Consider the following 14,623-nt stretch of genomic DNA (forward strand, 5'->3'; position numbering starts at 1 on the left):
TAACTAAAAGTGTTTAATGAAATCTTATTTTAATTGCTTATTCTTATGTTGTGCCCTCATTGCTACTGCACAACAAGAAAAAGATCCGTTTACTTTAGATGCCAATTTTTTCTATGGAAATATTGCCGAACATAACTCAGATATTTCTCATCTTATAAAAGGACATCCAACAGGAGTTATTTTTAGTTATAACCAGAAAACATTTGGAAAAAATGCTTGGGAAAGCAGGTTTAATTATCCAGATTATGGAGCGTCTTTTATTTATCAAGATTTAAAAAATGAAACTTTAGGAAATAATTTTGGTGTCTATGCACATTATAATTTCTACTTTTTTAAGCGTAATTTAATGTTTAGGATAGGTCAAGGGTTAGCCTATAATACCAATCCTTATGACAAAGTAGATAATTACCGTAATAATGCGTTTGGGACAACATTATTAAGTAGTACTTATTTGATGTTAAATTATAAAAAAGAAAATATTTTTAATAATTTTGGATTGCAAACAGGCTTATCTTTAATACATTACAGTAATGCTAACGTAAAAGCACCTAATAGTTCAATAAATAGTATCACCTTTAATTTAGGCGTAAATTATATTTTAGATAACGAAGCACAAACGGAGTATATAAAGCACGTCGATAATAAATTTACTGAAAAAGTAAAATATAACATTGCAGTCAGAACAGGAGTTAACGAGAGTGATGTTATCGATACAGGTCAATATGCTTTTTATGTTATATCAGCATATGCTGATAAGCGTTTAAACCATAAAAGTGCCATCCAGTTAGGGACTGATGTGTTTTTTTCTAACTTTTTAAAAACACATATTAGATATAAATCTGTAGCTTTTCCTGAAGATAATGTGTCTGGAGACGAAGATTATAAACGTATCGGATTATTTGTTGGTCACGAATTGTTTATAAACAAAACATCATTAATAACACAATTAGGTTATTATGTGTATTATCCTTTCGATTTTGAAGGTCGTGTGTATAATCGTGTAGGTTTAAAACGCTATTTTGGAGATAAAATCTATGGTGCATTAACACTAAAATCTCATGGTGCAAAAGCAGAAGCTGTAGAACTAGGAATAGGAATACGTCTGTAATTTGGTTTTTCGCGCTTGACGCGGAATTTTTTTAATTAAAACATATCGCTTTCGCGGAAATTATATGAAGAAGCTAATATTTATTTTAACAACAATTGTACTATTTGGTTGCAACTCTGAAAATGCGCCAGATTGTTTTCAAAGTGCAGGAGATATTATTCAAAAAGAGTTTAAAGTTGATGTATTTTCAAAAATAACTGTATATCAAAATATCGAGTTATTTGTAGAGCAAGGTATGACACAAAAAGTTGTTGTAAACACTGGAGAAAATCTTATTGGTGATATCCATATTTATGTAGAGAATGGTCGTTTAATTTTAAAAGACAATAATACGTGTAATTTAACGCGTGATTATGGAATAACTAAAATTTACGTTACAACACCTAATGTAACCGAAATTAGAAATAGTAGTACCTTGGATGTACATAGTATTGGTGTTTTAAATTTTCCTGAATTAACATTAAAATCAGAAGATTATAATGGAGATTATTATAATGTAGGTGATTTTAATTTAGAAGTTAATAGTACAAGTGTAGCAGTCGTGATTAATAATTTATCTACATGCAAAATTTCTGGTAATACTGAAAACTTAAATATTAACCATGCGTCAGGAAATGGTCGTTTTGAAGGTCGTTATTTAGTAGCTAATAATGTTAATATTTATCACAGAGGTAGTAATGATATGATAATTAATCCTCAGCTTAGTTTAACTGCTAATTTGGTTAGTACAGGAGATGTAATAGCTATAAATACACCACCTACAATAAATATTACAGAACAATTTGATGGTCGTGTGATTTTTGAATAACACTAATTGCCTTTGACGTTTATTGCTGAGTTTACTTTTAATAAATCAAAAACCATATCATTGTTATTAGTTGCAGCAGTGTAAACAGCATCTTAAGAATTGTAATTAATAATTAAGCCGTTTTTTGCTAAAGCAGGTTTTAAACAGTACCAGTTACAAGATATTTAAATTAACTAGTCAACTCTCTAAACAAACTTTCTAAACTTGCGTTTTTCTGATTTAATTGTAAAATCTTTAATTCGTTATCATGAGCAAAATCAAAAACGTGACTCCTCATATCTTGAGTTGTTGAAAACGTGATTTCATAAATAAAATCATGTGTATTTTTAACACTTTTAGCATTTGGTAATCTTAGTAAAAAAGCATCTTCAACACGGTAATCAAACTCGACAATTACGGTTTGGTCTTGACCATCACGTAACTCTTTAAGTTTTTTGTTAGCAACAATTTCACCTTTATTAATTATAATTACGCGATCACACATAGCTTCAACCTCTTGCATAATATGTGTTGATAAAAACACGGTTTTATCTTTTCCTAAGTTTTTAATCAAGTTTCTAATATCAATTAATTGATTAGGATCAAGTCCAGTTGTAGGTTCGTCTAAAATTAAAACTTCAGGATTGTGTAATAAAGCATTAGCTAAACCTACACGTTGCCTGTAACCTTTAGATAATTGTCCAATAGTTTTATGCGCTTCAGGTGTTAATCCAGTTAAAGTGATGACTTCTTCTACTCTAGATTTTGAAACCTTATAGACGTTAGCGTTAAAGTTTAGATACTCTCTAACATATTGGTCTAAATATAAAGGGTTGTGTTCTGGTAAGTAACCAACACTTTTCTGTACATTTTTAGTGGCTGTCAAAACATCATGTCCATTTACTAAGGCATTACCTTCGGTTGGATTAATATAGGTCGTTAAAATTTTCATCATTGTAGATTTTCCAGCTCCATTTGGACCTAAAAAACCAACTATTTCTGGTCTGTTTACTTCAAAGGATATATTGTTTAAAGCCTTTTGCGTGCCATAAACTTTAGAGATGTTTTCAACTTTAATCGACATATTTGTAATGTTTACTCAAAAATAGACATTCTGTAAATTATACCATAGATTATTAATAAATCTTTAATTATTTCTTAAAAAGCATAAAAATAGAGACTTAGTGTTTTGTTATGTCATTTAATTAATTACTTTAGCAATATAATTACAATAATGAATTTAATTAACACTACATATTACAACTGGTATTACTTCTTTTTTAGCAAAAGGAGCGAGACGTTGTATATGTAATTTATAAACATATATTTTAAAAAAAGTCTCGATATTTATCGAGACTTTTTTTTGTTTAAACCTTTAGGTTTTATTAATAATTGAAACATTTAACTAGCATTAATACATAATTTTATTTTGATAAAGACAGTCGCAATTCAAGGTATTAAAGGATCATTTCACCACATAGTATCTCAAAATTATTTTGAGACACCTGTTAGTATCCTACCATTTATGTCTTTTGATAATACAGTTGGCAGTGTTTTAAAAAACGAGTCTGATGCAGCAATTATGGCTATAGAAAACTCAATTGCAGGATCGATTATACCTAACTATGCATTAATAGATACACATAATTTACATATAGTTGGAGAGCACTATTTGGACATTCAACATAATTTAATGGCTTTGCCAAATCAAAGTATTCAGGACATAAAAGAAGTGTATTCTCATCCGATGGCTTTATTACAATGTAAAACATTTTTTAAACAATATCCTCATATAAAATTAATTGAAGATAAGGATACTGCTGAGGTTGCAGAACGTATACACAATAAACAGTTAAAGCAAGTTGGGGCTATTGCAAGTACATTAGCAGCTAAAATTTTTAAGCTAGATATTTTAGCAGAAAGTATACAAACTATAAAACATAACGAAACACGTTTTGTAATAGTTAAACAAAATAACGACGAAGTTTTAGAAACCGAAATTAATAAAGCTTCAATTAAATTTGAATTAGATCACAAAAGAGGAAGTTTGGCTACTATACTTAATGTTATGAGTGATTGTAAGCTAAACTTAACAAAAATTCAATCTTTACCAATTATAGAAACTCCTTGGAAATACGCCTTTTTTGTAGACGTAACTTTTCAAGATTTTCAAGACTTTAAAAAAGCAAAATCCATAATGGATATTATGGCAACATCATTTAAAGTCATTGGACAATATAAAAATGCTAAACAATAATGGAAGTAGCAAACAGATTACATAGCGTTGAAGAGTACTACTTTTCTAAAAAATTAAAAGAGGTTAATGCTTTAAAAGCAGCAGGAAAGCCCATAATTAATCTAGGAATTGGTAGTCCAGATTTAAAACCATCAAGTCAAGTTATTGATGCTTTAACCCAAGCTTTGGTAGAAGATAATGCACACAAATATCAGAGTTATCAAGGTTTACCTGAGTTTAGAGAAACTATTGCAAAATTTTATGATACGCATTATAATGTGCAAGTTAATCCTGATTCAGAAGTGTTACCATTAATGGGAAGCAAAGAAGGAATTATGCATGTGTCTATGGCTTTTTTAAATGAAGGTGATGGTGTTTTAATTCCTAATCCAGGTTATCCAACTTATGCAGCAGTCACTAAATTGGTTCAAGCCAAAGCAATACCCTATAATCTTGATGCTACTAACAATTGGTTGCCAGATTTAGCCCAAATTGAAACCCAAGATTTAACTAAAGTAAAATTAATGTGGATAAGTTATCCGCATATGCCAACTGGAGCAAAAGCAAATTTTGAAGATTTAAAACAGTTAGTAGTTTTTGCAAAAAAGCATAATATTTTACTGGTAAATGATAATCCGTATAGTTTTATTTTAAATCAAGAACCATTAAGTTTATTAAGTATTCCTGGAGCAAAAGAGGTGAGTTTAGAGTTTAATTCTTTGAGTAAAACTTTTAATATAGCAGGTTGGAGAGTAGGTATGGTTTTGGGTAGTCCAGAAAACATACAATCGGTTTTAAAAGTAAAAAGTAATATGGATTCCGGAATGTTTTATGGTATTCAAAAAGGAGCCATTGCTGCATTAAATAGTCCACAAGAATGGTTTGATAATTTAAACAAAACTTATGCAAAACGACGCGAGTTAGTTTGGCAATTAGCAGACAAATTAAAATGTACATATAATAAAAATGCCTCTGGATTATTTGTTTGGGCTAAAACACCAAAAGGGTATAAGTCAGAGCAGTATATAGATCAATTGTTACATGATAAAAATCTATTTATAACACCAGGAACCATTTTTGGGTCTCAAGGTGAAGGATATGTAAGGTTCTCACTATGTGCAACACTAACACAAATTGAAGAAGCGATAGCAAGAGTATGATACAAAACATATACATAATCGGAGTTGGATTAATTGGAGGAAGCTTAGCTTTAGATATTAAAAATATACGTCCTGAAACCACTATTTTTGGAATAGATAAGTCAGAAGATCATCTTAATCAAGCATTAGATTTAGGTGTTATTAATAACAAAGCGACTCTAGAGGATTTAGATAAGGCAGACTTAGTAGTTTTGGCAATTCCTGTGGATGTGTCAGTGACTTTATTACCAACTGTTTTAGATAAAATATCAGACTTTACTTTGGTTGCAGATGTAGGATCTACCAAATCCGATATATGTAAAGTAGTAGAACATCATCCTAGAAGACGTAATTTTTTAGCAATGCATCCTATTGCAGGAACCGAGTTTTCTGGACCCAAAGCTGCTATTAGAGATTTGTTTAAACAAAAAACTAATATTATTTGTGAGGTCGAAAAAACAGCATTCAAACTTCAAGAAAAAGCAGTTGGTCTGTTTTCTGAAATTGGTATGCGCATGCGATACATGAATCCAGAATCTCATGATAAACACATTGCCTATGTGTCTCATTTATCTCATATCAGTGCCTTCATGCTAGGAAAAACGGTTATTGAAAAAGAAAAAAACGAACGAGATATTTTTGATATGGCTGGTTCAGGATTTGAAAGCACAGTACGATTAGCCAAAAGCAGTCCAGCAATGTGGACGCCTATTTTTAAGCTAAATAAAAATAATGTAGTCGAAACCCTTGACGATTATATAGCTAATTTAACACAGTTTAAAAAACTGATAGAAAATGATGATTTTGAAGGTGTTTTTAACGAAATGAAAGACACCAACTACATAAAACAAATATTAAACGGAATACAATAAAATAAACTGAAAAGTGAAAAATTATGGAAAATAAAAAAGAAATGAGAACTTGGTTGGATGACATGAAGTTAGATCATCCATTAGTAATCGCTGGACCTTGTAGTGCAGAGACTGAAGAACAAGTATTAAAAATAGCGCACGAGTTAAAAGATACAGATGTAAGTTACTACAGAGCAGGAATATGGAAACCACGTACTAGACCAGGTAATTTTGAAGGTGTTGGAGCTTTAGGTTTAAAATGGCTTAAAAAAGTAAAAGAAGAAACAGGAATGAAAACCTGTACCGAAGTAGCCAATGCTGCACACGTTAAGTTAGCTATTGAAAATGATGTAGATTTACTTTGGATTGGAGCTAGATCTACCGTTAGTCCATTTATCATGCAGGAATTAGCTGATGCTTTAGCAGGAACAGATAAAATTGTATTAGTTAAAAATCCAGTAAACCCAGATTTAGCGTTATGGTTAGGTGGTATTGAAAGATTGTATACTGCTGGAATTAAAAATTTAGGAGCCATTCACAGAGGGTTTTCTACTTACGAGAAAACAAAATATAGAAACATTCCAGAATGGCAAATTGCTATCGAGTTTCAAAATAGATTTCCAGACTTACCATTGATAAACGATCCATCACATATTACAGGAAAACGTGATATGGTTTTTGATGTGTCTCAAACAGCATTAGATTTAAATTTTGATGGGTTAATGATTGAAACTCATTTTGATCCAGAAAATGCATGGAGTGATGCTGCACAACAGGTTACACCTGCATCTTTAATTCAAATGATGGTTGATTTAAAGATTAGAAAAGAATCTGATCCTGAAGCAGAGTATAATCAAGAATTAAGTAATCTTAGAGCGCAAATAGACGTGGTAGATAATCAAATTATCGAAGCTTTAGGTAAGCGTATGAAGATTGCTGACGGAATTGGAGGTCTTAAAAAGGAAAGAAACGTTGCTGTTTTACAAAGCAAACGTTGGAATGAGATTTTAGGAAAAATGGTTTTAGAAGGTGAGTCAAAAGGTTTAAGTGAAGAGTTTATCTTAAAAATGTTTAAGGCTATTCATCAAGAGTCTATAAACCATCAAGAAAAAATTATAAAAGGATAATTTTGAAAAAGCCTCTAAGAAATTAGAGGCTTTTTTAATTGTGACCTAAGTGACAACATCATATAAAAGAATAATTAAATTAAATTTTAAAATCTATTTTGGTGTCTTTTTTTGTTGGAAGACAAAATAATATCCATATTTGTAATAATGACAGGACGCGTATATAAATCAACAGGAAGCTGGTACACAGTTAAGACCCAACTAGGTCAAACTTACGAGTGCAGAATAAAAGGTAAATTTAGACTTAAAGGTATTAAAAGCACCAATCCAATTGCTGTTGGAGATTTTGTAGATTTTGAATTGGACACAAAATCTGATCAAGAAACAGGTGTGATTAATACCATTCATGATAGGCAAAATTACATTGTACGTAAGTCTGTTAATTTGTCTAAGCAAACCCATATTATTGCATCCAATATTGATTTGGTTTTCTTACTTGTTACAATAGATAATCCACCAACTTTTACAAGTTTTATAGATCGTTTTTTGGTTACTGCAGAAGCCTATGATATTAAAGCAGTACTTCTATTTAATAAAATAGATGCTTACAGTGATGATACTTTAGACGAAGTCAGATATTTGGCTCACGTATACAGACAAATAGGTTATGAGTGTATAGGTATTTCGGCTAAGACCGGAAAAAATATAGATCAAGTTAAAGGACTAATGGAAGGAAATGTTAGTATGTTTACTGGGCATTCAGGCGTTGGTAAATCTACTTTGGTTAATGCTATCGAGCCGACTTTGGATTTAAAAACCAAAGCAATATCTATGCAACATATGCAAGGTCAGCATACAACTACATTTGCTGAGATGTTTGATTTAAGTTTTGATGCTAAAATTATTGATACACCAGGAATTAAAGGTTTTGGAGTTGTTGATATGGAGAAAGAAGAAATTGGAGATTATTTTCCTGAGTTTTTTGCTTTAAAACAAGATTGTAAATTTAATAATTGCTTACACATTGAAGAGCCTAAATGTGCTGTGAAACAAGCTTTAGAAAACGATGAAATTGCAGCCTCAAGATATAGAAGTTATGTTCAAATTATAGAAGGAGACGAAGAGCATTATAGAACCGATATTTGGGATAAAGAATAAAATGAAAGCAGTAATCCAGCGTGTTAGTAAAGCTAGTGTAACCATTAATAACACAGAAGTTGCTAGTATTAATAATGGACTTTTAGTATTGTTAGGTATTGTACTTGAGGATACCGAAGAGGATATAAATTGGTTGGTTAAAAAAATAACAAACTGTCGTATTTTTAACGATGCTAGTCGAGTCATGAATTTGTCGTTATTAGATACCAAAGGAGAAGTTATTGTAGTAAGTCAGTTTACATTACATGCAAGCACAAAAAAAGGAAATCGTCCAAGTTACATAAAAGCAGCTAGACCAGAGGTTGCAATCCCTTTATACGAAACATTTATTAAAAACCTACAATCTGTATTGCCATCTAAAGTTCAGACAGGTCAATTTGGTGCAGATATGAAAGTTAGATTGCTAAATGATGGTCCAGTTACTATAATTATGGATTCTAAAAATAAAGAGTAACATGTAGAAAAGGGTTGCATCATTTATCCTAATTAGTATTATTTAGATAATAATAAGTTATATAATTATTATTTAATGATAATTACACTCAAATTCAGATGGTTAAAATGTCTGTTTTTAATGGAATAACATTGTTTTTTTTTGAAATGCTAATTAGACCTTTGCTACTTAAAAATAAGGATTAAAATAAATCGTTAATTTATATAAATTTAAACTAAACAATTTTCTTTTTTTAGGTCTTATTTATATATTGAAAGCTAAATTTACAAAATGCTATTTAACCAATTATTTAAAAGTATAAGTCTTATACTTTTATTCTCAACCACCAGTTTTTCACAAGATAATTTTCAATCTTTAATTTTTAATCCAGAACTAAAAAAAAATGCTGATGCTATTGTCAGGTCAAGTAATCTGAATTATACAATAGAAGCAAGAGATAAAATAGTAATTACAGAAAAGCGAATAGTTACTGTTTTTAACAAAAGTGGAGAAAAACATATTCAAGCAGTTGTTTATTATGATCAATCTAAAACTATTAAAAAGCTAGAGGCAGTTATATTAAATAGTTTTGGTAAAGAAATTAAGAAGATAAAAAAAAGAGACTTCTTGGATGTTAGTGTAGCTGATGGCGTTTCAATTTTTAATGATACTAGAGCTAAATATTTTGATTATACAACATCAAGTTATCCTTATACAGTTGTTTTTGAGTCTGAAGTTGTTTCTAATAATACAGCATTTATACCACAATGGTTCCCTGTTAGTAATTATTATTTAAGTGTTGAGCATGCTTCAATATCTATTGATAACCAAACAGATATACAATTAGATTTTAAAGAAAAAAACATTAAAAACTACGAAATTACAAAATTGGCAGATTTCAATTATGAAGCTAATAACCTTAAAGCTATAAAAAAAGAAGCTTATAGTCCTTCGTTTTATCAATTTGCTCCATCTGTCAAGTTCGCGCTTAAACAGTTTAGTATGTTAGGTGTAGATGGTGAAAATAATAACTGGAACGAATTTGGTAAGTGGATGAGTGATGAATTAATATCAGGTACAGAGGTTTTACCAGAATCAGTTATTAGCCAAATTAAATCCTTAACTAAAGAAGCAAAAACAGATCTTGAAAAAGCTAAAATAGTTTATAATTTCATGCAAAATAAAACACGCTACATTAGTGTGCAAATTGGTATTGGTGGATGGAAGCCTATGTTAGCAAGCGATGTTGATAGATTAGGTTATGGAGATTGTAAAGGTTTGTCTAATTATACAAAAGCATTATTAGACGCAGTTGGTGTTACATCGTATTATACTATAGTTTATGGTGGTCATGACCTGAGAGATATTGATCAAGGTTTTTCATCATTACAAGGTAATCATGCTATTTTATCAATACCTAAAGGAGATCAGTTTATTACTCTGGAGTGCACAAATCAAACCGTACCTTTTGGTTATAATGCAAACTTTACAGATGATAGAGACGTTTTGATTGTTACTCCTTCCGGAGGAAAAATTATACATACAAAAGTATACTCAACTTTAGAGAATAGCCAAATTAGCAATGCTAAAATAATTTTGGATAGTTTAGGTGGTTTTAAAGCTAATTTAAATATTCATTCAAAAGGAACTCAATATGATAAATACCGAAGATTTGAGGTGCAAACTGATAAAGAAAATAAGTTATCCTATAAAAATAAGTTTTCAGATATAAATAGTCTAGAAATAAATAAAATCAAATTCGAAAATGATAAAGATCAAGTTGTTTTTAAAGAGTCAGTAGATTTGAGTGTTGATAAATATGTTACCAAAGCAGGAGGTCGATGGATATTACAACCAAATGTATTTAATAAGTTTAAATCAGCACCACCAAGATACACAAATAGAAATTTGGATTTTGAAATTGATAGAGGTTTTATAGATGAAGATGAATATAAACTTATATTACCTAGTAATATATCGGTAGAGGCTTTACAAGATGAAGTTAACATAAAAAATAAGTTTGGTGAATACCATTTTTCAATCACAAAACTTGATGGCAATCAGTTAGTTTTCAAACGTAAAGTTATTATAAATAAAGGTCAATTTTTAAAAGAAGAATATAAAGCTTTTAGAAAATTTAGACTGGCTATCTCAAAACACGATAATTCAAAAATAATACTAAAAACAACCAATAATTAAATGAAGAAAATCGCTATTATCACAATTTTATTAATCTCTTATTTAAGTCATTCTCAAAATTTTAAATTTGGAAAAGTCAGTAAAGAAGAGCTACAACAAGAAGAGCATCCAACAAATAGTGATGTTAATGCAGCTTTTTTATTTAAAAAGCAATACATCAATTTTCCTTTTAATGAAAATGATGGATTTACTCAAGATATAAAAGTACATGAACGTGTAAAAATATATGACAAAGAAGGTTTTGAATGGGCAACCAAGAAAATTCAATTATATGATGAAAACAGCTCTAAAAGACAAAAAGTTGTAAACTTAAAAGCCTATACCTATACTTTAGTAAACGGTAAAGTAAAAAAAACAAAACTAAAAAGCGAAAGTGTTTTTGAGAAAAAAAACAACCAATATTGGAGAACAAAAACGTTTACAATGCCAGGTCTTTTGGAAGGTTGTATTATAGAATATGAGTATGTTATAAAATCACCGTTTTTGTCTATTGATGATTTAGTTTTACAAGAAGAAATACCCATTAACAAATTAGAATTTGATGTTATTACTCCAGAGTATTTTAATTACAATAAGTTAGTTAACCCAAAATCATCGTATATACCCAAAATTCAAGAATCAAAAAGAAGGAGGAAAGAAACAATATCTAGTAAAAGTCGATCAGGTAATAGGACTGTAAGTTCTACTACAACTATATCAAACTTCGATTTTACAGAAAATGTAATAAAGGTGTATCAGGATGACATACCTGGGCTAACTAAAGAACCTTATACTAATAATATAGATAGTTATAAAACTAAAGTAGCTTTAGAGTATGCTTATTTTAGAGGTAGAGATAGTAAGGTTAAGAGTTATGCTACTACTTGGGAGAAAATTGCAGAAAATATTAATAAAAATGAAAATTTTGGAGGAGAGTTAAAAAAAAATAAATACTTTAAAGAAGTAATTGATAATTTGATTTCAGAAACTAAATCTAATAGTGAAAAATTAAATTTAATTTTTAATTACGTTCAAAATAATATTAAGTGGAATGATTTTGTAGGTGTCTTGACATCTAAAGGGTTAAAATCTGCATTTAAAGATAAGGTAGGTAATATAGCAGATATTAATTTAATGTTGGTGTCAATGCTACGTTACGCTGGATTAAATGCAAACCCAGTCTTGGTTAGTACAAAAAGCAATGGAGTGCCTCTTTTTCCAACACAATCAGGATTTAATTATGTTATTTGTGCGGTTGAAGATGCTCAAAGTATAACTTTATTAGATGCTTCAAACTCAAATACAAAACCTAACATAATTCCAGAATTTGTGATCAATTGGAAAGGTCGATTGATAAGAGAGAATGGATCTTCAACTTGGATTGATTTAAATCCTAAAAATGTTTCTAAATCAATGATATTAGCTAATTATCATTTTAATGAAGATTTATCTATTTCTGGAAAAGCTCGAGAAGTTAAAACTAATTACGAAGCTTTAAGTTTTAGAGATGATAATTTGAGTTCTCAGTCGATAATTCAGAAGTTGGAGAATAAACAATTAGATTTGACTATTAGTAATTTAGAGGTTAAAAATACTAAGTCTAAATCAAAACCTATATTAAATTCTTATGAGTTTAATATAGAAAATGGACCAGAGGTTATTGCAGATAAATTATATTTATCCCCTTTGTTATTTTTTAATCAAAAAGAGAATCCTTTTATTCAAGATACAAGATTATACCCTGTAGATTTTGTGTTTCCAAGATCTAATAAAATAACGGTTGGTTTCGAACTTCCAGAAGGTTATATTGCAGAGTTTGTACCTGAAAAAGCCATGGTTAGTTTTAATGATGGCGAAGCTAGTTTTTCTTATTTAATAAAACAAACAGCTAATAATTTTCAATTAATAGCTACATTAGATATTAACAAAACACTAATTTTACCTAAAGATTATGAGAATTTTAAAAGCTTTTATCAATTGGTAATCGATAAGTATAACGAAAAAATAGTGCTTAAAAAACAATAAAATGGATATCAAAAACGCACAGTTAGAAGTAGATAATTGGATAAAGAATCATGGTGTTCGTTATTTTAACGAGCTAACAAACATGGCACAGCTTACAGAAGAAGTAGGTGAAGTAGCACGTATAATAGCTAGACGTTATGGAGAGCAAAGCGAAAAAGAATCCGATAAAAACAAAGATTTAGGTGAAGAGTTAGCAGACGTCATGTTTGTTGTCTTATGTTTGGCAAATCAAACAGGAATAGATCTTCAAGAGGCTTTTGATAAAAAGTTAGACCTAAAAACTAAGCGTGATCATGATAGACATCACAATAATCAAAAATTAAAATAACGTAACGTTATTTCTGCGTAAGCAAAATTAATATCACATGAATTTACATTTAAATAAATCAGTAATAGAGTCAAAGTCATCCATTCAAATTACAGGCTCAAAAAGCGAGTCTAATAGGTTGTTACTGTTACAAGCTTTATATCCAAGTATTAAAATTGAAAATGTATCCAACAGTGATGATTCTGTATTAATGTCAAAAGCATTAGCTTCTAAAGATCAAATTGTAGATATCCATCATGCAGGAACAGCAATGCGATTTTTAACTGCTTATTTTTCAACTAAAGAAGGTCGTGTTACAGAGCTTACTGGTTCTAAACGCATGAAAGAACGTCCTATTGCAATTCTTGTAGATGCATTAAATCAATTAGGCGCAGACATAACTTATAAAGAAAATCATGGGTTTCCTCCTCTAATAATAAAAGGAAAAAAGTTAACTAAAAGTAAAGTTAATCTAAAGGCAAATGTAAGTAGTCAATACATTTCGGCTTTACTGCTAATAGCCTCTACATTAGAAAACGGTTTAGAATTAACTTTAGATGGAGAAATTACCTCTGTGCCTTATATAAAAATGACATTAAGTTTATTAAATCAAATAGGCATTAAAACGACTTTTGAAGGTAACATCATAACTATTCAGCCTAAGCAGCAATCGCAAGTTGATTTAAAACAATTAACTGTTGAAAGTGATTGGTCATCTGCATCCTATTTTTATAGTATAGTAGCGATGTCTGCTTTAGGTACTACAATTAAACTATCCTCATATAAACAAGATAGTCTTCAAGGCGATTCGGTTTTAGCTAAAATATATCAGGCATTTGGTGTGACTACAACTTATAGCAATAATGCTTTAACTCTTGAAAAAACTAAGGATGTAAATCAAGATACCAATATAGAGTTTGATTTAAAAAATGCTCCAGATATAGCACAAACTATATCTGTAACAGCGTTTGGATTAGGACTAAGTTGTCACTTAACGGGTTTACATACTTTAAAAATTAAAGAAACAGACCGTTTAGTCGCTTTAAAAACCGAAATCGAAAAACTAGGAGGCCAAGTTGCAATTACTGATAATAGTTTAACGCTACAAAAAGTCACAAAACATAATGCTAATATTGCAATTGCTACCTATAATGACCACAGAATGGCTATGGCATTTGCACCTTTAGCACTAAAACAAGACATAATTATTCAAGATTATAAAGTAGTTTCTAAATCTTATCCTACATTTTGGGACGATTTAGCAGCTTTAGGCTTCATTTTTAGCGTTTAATAAATAATAATTGGTTATTTACTTGACAAGGCCTATCTCCAGA

General features: G+C 29.9%; 13 protein-coding genes. 12 read left to right on the plus strand and 1 reads right to left on the minus strand.

Annotated features, from left to right (window positions below; translation table 11 throughout):
• Window positions 1-16 precede the first annotated feature (16 nt).
• Together JAO71_RS04980 and JAO71_RS04985 are read left to right on the plus strand one after the other, a co-directional pair.
• Window positions 17-1,108 carry an acyloxyacyl hydrolase gene (locus JAO71_RS04980; RefSeq protein WP_116824100.1) on the plus strand — a complete coding sequence of 364 codons (1,092 nt, stop codon included), beginning with the start codon at window positions 17-19 and terminating at the stop codon, window positions 1,106-1,108.
• A 64-nt stretch (window positions 1,109-1,172) separates the two neighbouring features.
• The gene (locus JAO71_RS04985; RefSeq protein ID WP_116824101.1) at window positions 1,173-1,916 is read left to right on the plus strand and encodes a head GIN domain-containing protein; all 744 of its coding nucleotides are present in this window, start codon (window positions 1,173-1,175) and stop codon (window positions 1,914-1,916) included.
• Window positions 1,917-2,085: 169 nt separating this feature from the next.
• Here JAO71_RS04985 and gldA read toward each other — a convergent pair whose 3' ends face one another.
• A complete protein-coding gene (gene gldA / locus JAO71_RS04990; RefSeq protein ID WP_116824102.1) occupies window positions 2,086-2,979 on the minus strand; it encodes a gliding motility-associated ABC transporter ATP-binding subunit GldA in 894 nt (297 codons plus the stop codon).
• A gap of 345 nt (window positions 2,980-3,324) precedes the next feature.
• Here gldA and JAO71_RS04995 point away from each other — a divergent pair, with 345 nt between their 5' ends.
• The 10 genes from JAO71_RS04995 to JAO71_RS05040 all read left to right on the plus strand — a co-directional run bounded on the left by JAO71_RS04995 (window position 3,325) and on the right by JAO71_RS05040 (window position 14,580).
• Window positions 3,325-4,152, plus strand: a complete 828-nt coding sequence (locus JAO71_RS04995; protein ID WP_116824103.1) for a prephenate dehydratase — start codon at window positions 3,325-3,327, stop codon at window positions 4,150-4,152.
• Window positions 4,149-5,291, plus strand: a complete 1,143-nt coding sequence (locus tag JAO71_RS05000; protein ID WP_116824104.1) for a pyridoxal phosphate-dependent aminotransferase — start codon at window positions 4,149-4,151, stop codon at window positions 5,289-5,291. Before JAO71_RS04995 ends, JAO71_RS05000 begins: the two co-directional genes overlap by 4 nt.
• Window positions 5,288-6,142, plus strand: a complete 855-nt coding sequence (locus JAO71_RS05005) for a prephenate dehydrogenase (protein ID WP_202999336.1) — start codon at window positions 5,288-5,290, stop codon at window positions 6,140-6,142. The genes JAO71_RS05000 and JAO71_RS05005 overlap by 4 nt, the downstream gene beginning before the upstream one ends.
• A 23-nt stretch (window positions 6,143-6,165) precedes the next feature.
• On the plus strand, window positions 6,166-7,248 hold the full coding sequence (locus JAO71_RS05010) for a bifunctional 3-deoxy-7-phosphoheptulonate synthase/chorismate mutase type II (RefSeq protein WP_028289027.1): 1,083 nt from the start codon (window positions 6,166-6,168) through the stop codon (window positions 7,246-7,248).
• Between the two features lie 147 nt (window positions 7,249-7,395).
• Window positions 7,396-8,346, plus strand: a complete 951-nt coding sequence (rsgA, locus tag JAO71_RS05015; RefSeq protein ID WP_202999344.1) for a ribosome small subunit-dependent GTPase A — start codon at window positions 7,396-7,398, stop codon at window positions 8,344-8,346.
• Window position 8,347: 1 nt separating this feature from the next.
• Window positions 8,348-8,800, plus strand: coding sequence for a D-aminoacyl-tRNA deacylase (gene dtd, locus JAO71_RS05020; protein WP_202999346.1), 453 nt, complete (start codon window positions 8,348-8,350; stop codon window positions 8,798-8,800).
• A gap of 270 nt (window positions 8,801-9,070) precedes the next feature.
• Entirely contained in the window at window positions 9,071-10,978 is a 1,908-nt protein-coding gene (locus JAO71_RS05025; protein WP_116824107.1) for a DUF3857 domain-containing protein, read from the plus strand.
• Complete coding sequence (locus JAO71_RS05030; RefSeq protein ID WP_202999348.1) at window positions 10,979-12,982, plus strand: DUF3857 domain-containing protein; 2,004 nt, start codon at window positions 10,979-10,981, stop codon at window positions 12,980-12,982.
• Between the two features lies 1 nt (window position 12,983).
• The gene (locus JAO71_RS05035; protein WP_028284341.1) at window positions 12,984-13,310 is read left to right on the plus strand and encodes a nucleotide pyrophosphohydrolase; all 327 of its coding nucleotides are present in this window, start codon (window positions 12,984-12,986) and stop codon (window positions 13,308-13,310) included.
• Window positions 13,311-13,347: 37 nt separating this feature from the next.
• A complete protein-coding gene (locus JAO71_RS05040) occupies window positions 13,348-14,580 on the plus strand; it encodes a 3-phosphoshikimate 1-carboxyvinyltransferase (RefSeq protein ID WP_202999350.1) in 1,233 nt (410 codons plus the stop codon).
• The last annotated feature ends 43 nt before the right edge of the window (window positions 14,581-14,623 follow it).

Source organism: Olleya sediminilitoris, from assembly GCF_016785945.1.
GTDB classification, from domain to species: Bacteria; Bacteroidota; Bacteroidia; order Flavobacteriales; family Flavobacteriaceae; genus Olleya; species Olleya sediminilitoris.